4 protein-coding genes are annotated in these 6494 nt (G+C 69.8%); 2 read left to right on the forward strand and 2 right to left on the reverse strand.

The window, feature by feature from the left end; translation table 11 throughout:
* Window positions 1–68 precede the first annotated feature (68 nt).
* Window positions 69–1565 (reverse strand): zinc-dependent metalloprotease, encoded by a 1497-nt coding sequence (locus QYS60_RS15880; protein WP_371383629.1) that lies wholly within the window; start codon window positions 1563–1565, stop codon window positions 69–71.
* Between the two features lie 88 nt (window positions 1566–1653).
* Here QYS60_RS15880 and QYS60_RS15885 point away from each other — a divergent pair, with 88 nt between their 5' ends.
* Window positions 1654–2679 carry a PDZ domain-containing protein gene (locus tag QYS60_RS15885; protein ID WP_040782872.1) on the forward strand — a complete coding sequence of 342 codons (1026 nt, stop codon included), beginning with the start codon at window positions 1654–1656 and terminating at the stop codon, window positions 2677–2679.
* 9 nt (window positions 2680–2688) lie between these two features.
* Here the strand turns inward: QYS60_RS15885 and QYS60_RS15890 are convergent, their stop codons facing one another.
* Window positions 2689–3294 (reverse strand): PPA1309 family protein, encoded by a 606-nt coding sequence (locus tag QYS60_RS15890; protein WP_040782869.1) that lies wholly within the window; start codon window positions 3292–3294, stop codon window positions 2689–2691.
* A gap of 156 nt (window positions 3295–3450) precedes the next feature.
* Between QYS60_RS15890 and QYS60_RS15895 the strand changes: the two genes are divergently transcribed.
* Window positions 3451–6447, forward strand: coding sequence for a UPF0182 family protein (locus QYS60_RS15895; protein WP_289377636.1), 2997 nt, complete (start codon window positions 3451–3453; stop codon window positions 6445–6447).
* Window positions 6448–6494: the final 47 nt, after the last annotated feature.

Consider the following 6494-nt stretch of genomic DNA (forward strand, 5'->3'; position numbering starts at 1 on the left):
GCGCCCCGGGGTGCTCGAGGCCGGTTGTCCACAGGGAAGAACCGGGATCTACCTGCGCCGAAGCGTGCTCAGGCGGATTCGTCGGGATCGGTGGACTCGCCGGAGTCGCCCTTCTCCCGCTCGGCGCGTTCGCGTGCCTCGGTCTCGCGCAGCTGCGCGATCGGATCGTCGAACGTGGTCGTTTCGCCGCCGATGATCCGATCGAGGAAGGCGGCCGGGTTGTCCAGGTCCGACGAGTCCGGCAGCAGGTCCGGATGGGCCCACACCTTGTCCCGTGCCTCGGTCCCGGCATCGGCGGTGAGGCGGCGCCACAGGGCGGCGGCCTCGCGCAGTTTCCGCGGCCGCAGCTCGAGACCGACGAGTGTGGCGAAGGTCTGCTCGGCGGGGCCACCGCTCGCGCGGCGGCGGCGCAGGGTCTCGCTCAACGCGGCCACCCCGGGCAGCCGGTCGCCGAGGGCATCGGCGACCACGGTCTCGACCCAGCCCTCGACGAGGGCGAGCAACGTCTCGAGGCGCTCGAGGGCCTGCTTCTGCTCAGGGGTGGTCTGCGGCTCGAACGCCGCGCCCTTGAGCAGTTCCTCGATCTTCGACGGGTCCGTCAGCGCCGTGGGGTCGATGCCCTGGGCGAGGTCCTCGATCGCGGAGAAGTCCATCCGGATGCCGCGCGCGTAGTCCTCGACGGTGGACAGCAGGCGCGATCGCAGCCACGGCACATGGCTGTAGAGCCGCTGGTGTGCCGCTTCTCGCGCGGCGAGGAAGACGAGAACTTCCTGTGCCGGCTGCTCGAGCCCCTCACCGAAGGCATCGATCGCGGCGGGCATCAACGCCGCGGTGCCCGCAGGACCGAGGGGAAGACCGATGTCGGTCGAGGTCAGAACCTCTTTGGCCAGCTGTCCGAGCGCCTGGCCGAGCTGGGATCCGAACGCCAGGCCTCCCATCTGGGAGAACATCCCGAGCATCGGCCCGGCCATCGTCCGGGCCTCTTCCGGCAGACCCTGGACCCACATGCCGTTGACCTGCTCGGCCACGGGATCGCACAGCCGTTTCCACGTCTCGAGCGTGTTGTCGAGCCAGTCCACGGGCGTCCAGGCGACGGTGCGGGTCGCGCCGGCGGGCAAAGTGGTCGCGCCGTCGAGCCACAGCTCTGCCAGGTGCGCGGCGTCCCGGACGGCGTCCGCCGACCCGGACGAGACCGGCGTGACGGAGCCGATCTGCTGGCGGGCGAGCTTGGCGGCCACCTCGTAGTTGACGGGTCCCGAACCGCCGGACCCCATTGCGCTGCCCATGCCGCTGAGCATCTGACCGAACTGCGTCAGCATCTGACCGAGCGCTGCCGGGTCGAAGCCCTGCGCTCCGAACGGGTTGTCGCCACCCGCCCCGAACGGGGCACCGCCTGCGCCGGGCACACCGAACCCGAAGGGAAACCCGCCGGGGGTGCCGCCCTGGGACCCGCCGCCTGCCGCGCCGGCACCCTCGGCACCGGATCCCTCGGCGCCGGAACCGGAATCCTTCCTGCGGTCCGGGTCGTCGTCGGGATTCGAGAATCCGAAAGGCGTGTCGCTCATGCCGTCAACGGTACAAGGCCCACCGCGCAGCGGTGGCCCCCGCGATCACGCTGACCGCGAACACCGCCGCTCCGGATACCCTGGCCGGGTGAATCGACGGCTCGTGACGATCCTGGCGGTGCTGTTCCCCGCGCTGCTGCTGGTGACGGTGGCGCTGAATGTGAAGGTGCCCTACGTGGCGCTCGGTCCCGGCCCGACGTTCGACACCCTCGGCGAGATCGACGGCAAGGCGGTCGTCGCCATCGAGGGCACCGACACCGACCCGACCACCGGCGAGCTCGTGATGACGACGGTCGGTGTCAGCGACCGGCTGACCGTGGCGCAGGCCCTCACGGCGTGGCTCGGCAGCCGGTACGGAATCGCCCCGCGCGAGCAGATCTACCCGCCCACCGCCACCCGGGAACAGGTCAAGGAGGCGGACGCCGCCCAGTTCGAGCAGTCCGAACGCAGCGCGGAACTCGCCGCCCTGCACCATCTCGACCTGCCCGTCGTCCTGCGTGTCGCCCGGGTCGGCGAGTCCGGTCCCTCCGCCGGGGTGCTGCGCGAGGACGACCGGCTCGTCACCGTCGACGGGGAGCCGGTGACCACCGCCGGCAGCGTGCAGCGCGCCGTCGCCGCCGTCGCCCCTGGTACGCCGGTCGACGTCGGGATCGTGCGGGACGGTGTCGAGCAGACCGTCACGGTGACCGTGGGCGCCCGCCCCGACGATCCGGAGGAGGGTTTCCTCGGCATCAGTCCTGAGGAGGTGCCGGACGTGCCGTTCGACGTGACGTTCAACCTCGCCGATGTCGGCGGGCCGTCGGCGGGGCTGATCTTCAGCCTCGCGGTGGTCGACAAGCTCAGTCCCGGCGAACTCAGCGGCGGCGCCGTCGTCGCGGGGACCGGCACCATCGATTCCGACGGGGCCGTCGGCCCGATCGGCGGCATCACCCACAAGCTCGTCGCGGCGTCGGAGGACGGCGCCACGGTGTTCCTCGTGCCCGCCGACAACTGCGCGGAGGCGCGCAGCGCTGCTCCCGACGGGATGCGGCTGGTCGAGGTCGAGACCCTCGAGGGTGCGATTGGTGCGCTCGGCTCGCTCGCCGACGGGGGCGACGCGCCGAGCTGCGAGTAGACGCGGGCGCTAGTCGTCGCCCGGTTCGAGGGTCGCGTACAGCGCGGCTACCACGTTGGGCGCGAGGTTGTCGTAGGTCCGCAGTTCGATCCCGGCGAACGGGTCGTCCTCGTCGGTGGGCCGCAACTGCAGTAGCGACAGCGACGGACCGTCCCGCAGCACCGCCGCGATCAGTCGCGCATCGCGCCGTTCCGGATGGCCGTGCGCCGCGACGCGGGCGGCCTCGTCGGCGGCGTGCGGATCCGCCAGCAACGGGACCAGCGCGTCGTCGAGATCCGACTCCGCGCTCGGTGGCAGCACCACGATCTCCTGCACCAGGGCACAGCCGGCGACGGACTCGGGCCAGCTGGTGGTGGCGAGGAACTCGTCGAGGGCGGGACTGCCGCCCTCGACGTCCTCCGGGAAGGCGTCCTGCTCCACCGGGGTGTACTCGTGGCCCGCGTCGAGCTGGTCGAGCAGCGTCGGTTCCGAGGCCGCCAGCAGGGCCGTCGGCACCAGCGCGAACATCTGTGGTGGCTGTCCCCAGCCACCGGCGTCGACGAAGTCGACGATCTCACCGACGCACCGGCGCAGGGCGTCTTCGGACGGGACGGGATGACTGTCGCTCACGGGCATATCCTTGCACCGTCGCCCGGTCTCGTCGCCGCCGCGGCGTGGTGGCGGCCTCGTTCCGTAGAGTGGGGCGAAACGGTCACCACGAGTGCCGTGGGTGACAGTCGAGGTGAACAGCTGCGGCGCGTCCGCGTCGCCGGAGAATTGGGAGTGTGGCACGTGGGCATGAGGCCCCCCACCGGAGTACCTTCGCTGTCGAAACGCAGCAAGATTCTGCTGAGCCTGGCCGTGGTGGCCGCGGTGCTGCTGCTGGTCGGTCCCCGACTGGTGGACGCCTACACCAACTGGCTGTGGTTCGGCGAGGTCGACTTCCGTGACGTGTACGTGAAGGTGCTGCTGACCCGGATCGTCTTGTTCGTCGTCGTGGGTCTGTTCGTGGGCGCCGTGGTATGGCTCGCCATGCTGCTGGCGTACCGATCGCGCCCCGTGTTCGTGCCCGCCTCCGGGCCCAACGACCCCATCTCGCGGTATCGCACCACGGTGATGTCCCGGCTGCGCACGTTCGGCCTCGGCATCCCGATCGTGCTCGGTCTGCTGTCCGGCCTGATCGCGCAGGCGAGCTGGGTGACCGTGCAGATGTTCTTCAACGGCGGCTCGTTCGGCACCACGGACCCGCAGTTCGGACTGGACGTCGGCTTCTACGCCTTCGACCTGCCCTTCTACCGGTTCCTGCTGAACTGGATGTTCGTGGCCGTCATCCTGGCGCTCTTCGCCGCTCTGGTCACCCACTACATCTTCGGCGGTATCCGGCTCGCCGGCCGCGGCGGCAGTCTCACCCGCGCCGCCCGCATCCAGCTGGCCGTGCTGGCCGGCATCTTCGTCGCGCTCAAGGCGGTCGCGTACTGGCTCGACCGGTACGCACTGCTGTGGAGCGGGCGCAAGGAGCCCACGTTCACCGGTGCGGGATTCACCGACATCAACGCCGTGCTGCCCGCCAAGCTGATCCTGATGGCGATCGCCGTCATCTGCGCGGCGGCGTTCTTCGCAGCGATCGTGCTGCGCGACCTGCGTATCCCGGCGATGGCGACCGCGCTGCTGGTGCTCTCGTCGATCCTCGTCGGAGCCGTGTGGCCGCTGGTGGTCGAGCAGTTCTCCGTCCGGCCGAACGCCGCCGTCAAGGAGGCCGAGTACATCGAGCGCAACATCGCGGCGACGCGTCAGGCCTACGGCATCACGGACGAGACCGTGGAGTACCAGGACTATCCCGGTGTGGGGAGCACGTCACCGCGCAATGTGCCGGCGGACGTGACCACGATTGCCAACACCCGTCTGCTCGACCCCAACGTGCTGCCGCGTACCTTCACCCAGCAGCAGCAGCTGAAGAACTTCTACGGGTTCCCGCCGTCGCTGGACATCGACCGGTACGAGATCGACGGGCAGCGCGAGGACTACATCGTCGCCGCCCGTGAACTGTCGCCGTCGAGCCTGACGGGTAACCAGACCGACTGGATCAACAGGCACACGGTGTACACCCACGGAAACGGCCTGGTCGCCGCCCCCGCCAACCGGGTGAACGCCGCTGCCAGCGAGTCCGCCGAGGAGGCCGCCAACAGCAACAGCGGCTACCCGGTGTACATGGTCAGCGACATCGCGTCGCTCGAGTCCGGAGACCAGGTGATCCCGGTCGAACAGCCGCGGATCTACTTCGGTGAGGTCATTGCGCAGGAGGAGCCCGACTACGCGATCGTCGGTGCCGCCGAGGGCGAGGCCCCGCGCGAATACGACACCGACACCGCGCAGTACACCTACACCGGCTCGGGCGGCGTGTCGATCGGCAACTGGTTCAACCGCCTCGCGTTCGCCTCCAAGTACGCCGAACGCAACATCCTCTTCTCGAGCGCGATCGGCAGCGAGTCGAAGCTGCTGTTCAACCGCGATCCGCGGGACCGGGTGACGAAGGTCGCACCGTGGCTCACCGCCGACGGCGACGCCTATCCCGCGGCCGTCGACGGCCGCATCGTGTGGATCGTCGACGCCTACACCACGCTCGACAACTACCCGTACGCGCAGCGCAGTTCCTTGGAAGGTCTCGTCGAGGACAGCGTCGACCAGAACACCGGCCGGCTGCTGCCCCGCAAGGAGGTCTCCTACATCCGGAACTCGGTGAAGGCGACAGTCGACGCGTACGACGGCACCGTGACCCTCTACCAGGTCGACGACCAGGACCCGGTCCTGAAGGCGTGGATGGGTGTCTTCCCCGATGCGGTGACCTCGCAGGATCAGATCTCCGACGAGCTCCGCTCGCATTTCCGGTACCCGGAGGACCTGTTCAAGGTGCAGCGCGAGATGCTCGCGAAGTACCACGTCGACGATCCGCGCGAGTTCTTCACCAACAACGCGTTCTGGTCGGTGCCGAGTGACCCGACGGTGGAGACGACGGCGAATCAGCCGCCCTACTACGTGCTGATCGGTGACGAGGAGACGGCCCGCCCGTCGTTCCGGCTCACCTCCGCGATGGTGGGCTTCAACCGGCAGTTCCTGTCCGCGTACATCTCGGTGAACTCGGATCCGGACAACTACGGCAAGTTCACGATCCTCCAACTACCGACCGACACCCAGACGTTCGGTCCCGCACAGACGCAGAACGCGATGATCTCCGACACGCGCGTCGCGTCGGAACGCACCTTGCTCGAGCGGTCCAACCGGATCCAGTACGGCAATCTGCTGACGCTGCCCATCGCCCAGGGCGGCATCCTGTACGTGCAGCCGATGTACACGGAACGCAACTCGGCGACGGGAAACACCTCCACCTTCCCGCAGCTGTCCCGGGTGATCGTCAGCTATCGCGAGCCCGGGCCCGCCGGTGGCGTACGGATCGGCTATGCCCCCACCCTTGCCGCGGCGCTGGACCAGGTCTTCGGTGGCGGCGTCGGTAGTGCGGCCACCGCACCGGGTGGCGAGTCGACGCCCCCGGCACCGGCCGAGGGGGCACAGGGGACACCGCAGGACGGTCAGGCTGCGGCACCGGCTCCCGCTCCGGCACCGAACCCGGCGCCCGCGCCGGCGCCGGCGGATCGGACGGCGGCAGTCGCCGAACTCGACGCGGCACTTGCCGAGCTCAGCGCGGCGCAGAGCACCGGCGATTTCGCGGCGTACGGCCGAGCGCTGGAACGGGTGCAGGCCGCCGTGGAGGCGTACCAGTCCACCGGCGGCTGATCCTGCCGTGACCGGAACGGGGCCCCGCGCCCATCGTGCGCGGGGCC

It is taken from the genome of Rhodococcus sp. GXMU-t2271 (genome assembly GCF_041414735.1).
Classification (GTDB): domain Bacteria; phylum Actinomycetota; class Actinomycetes; order Mycobacteriales; family Mycobacteriaceae; genus Rhodococcus; species Rhodococcus indonesiensis.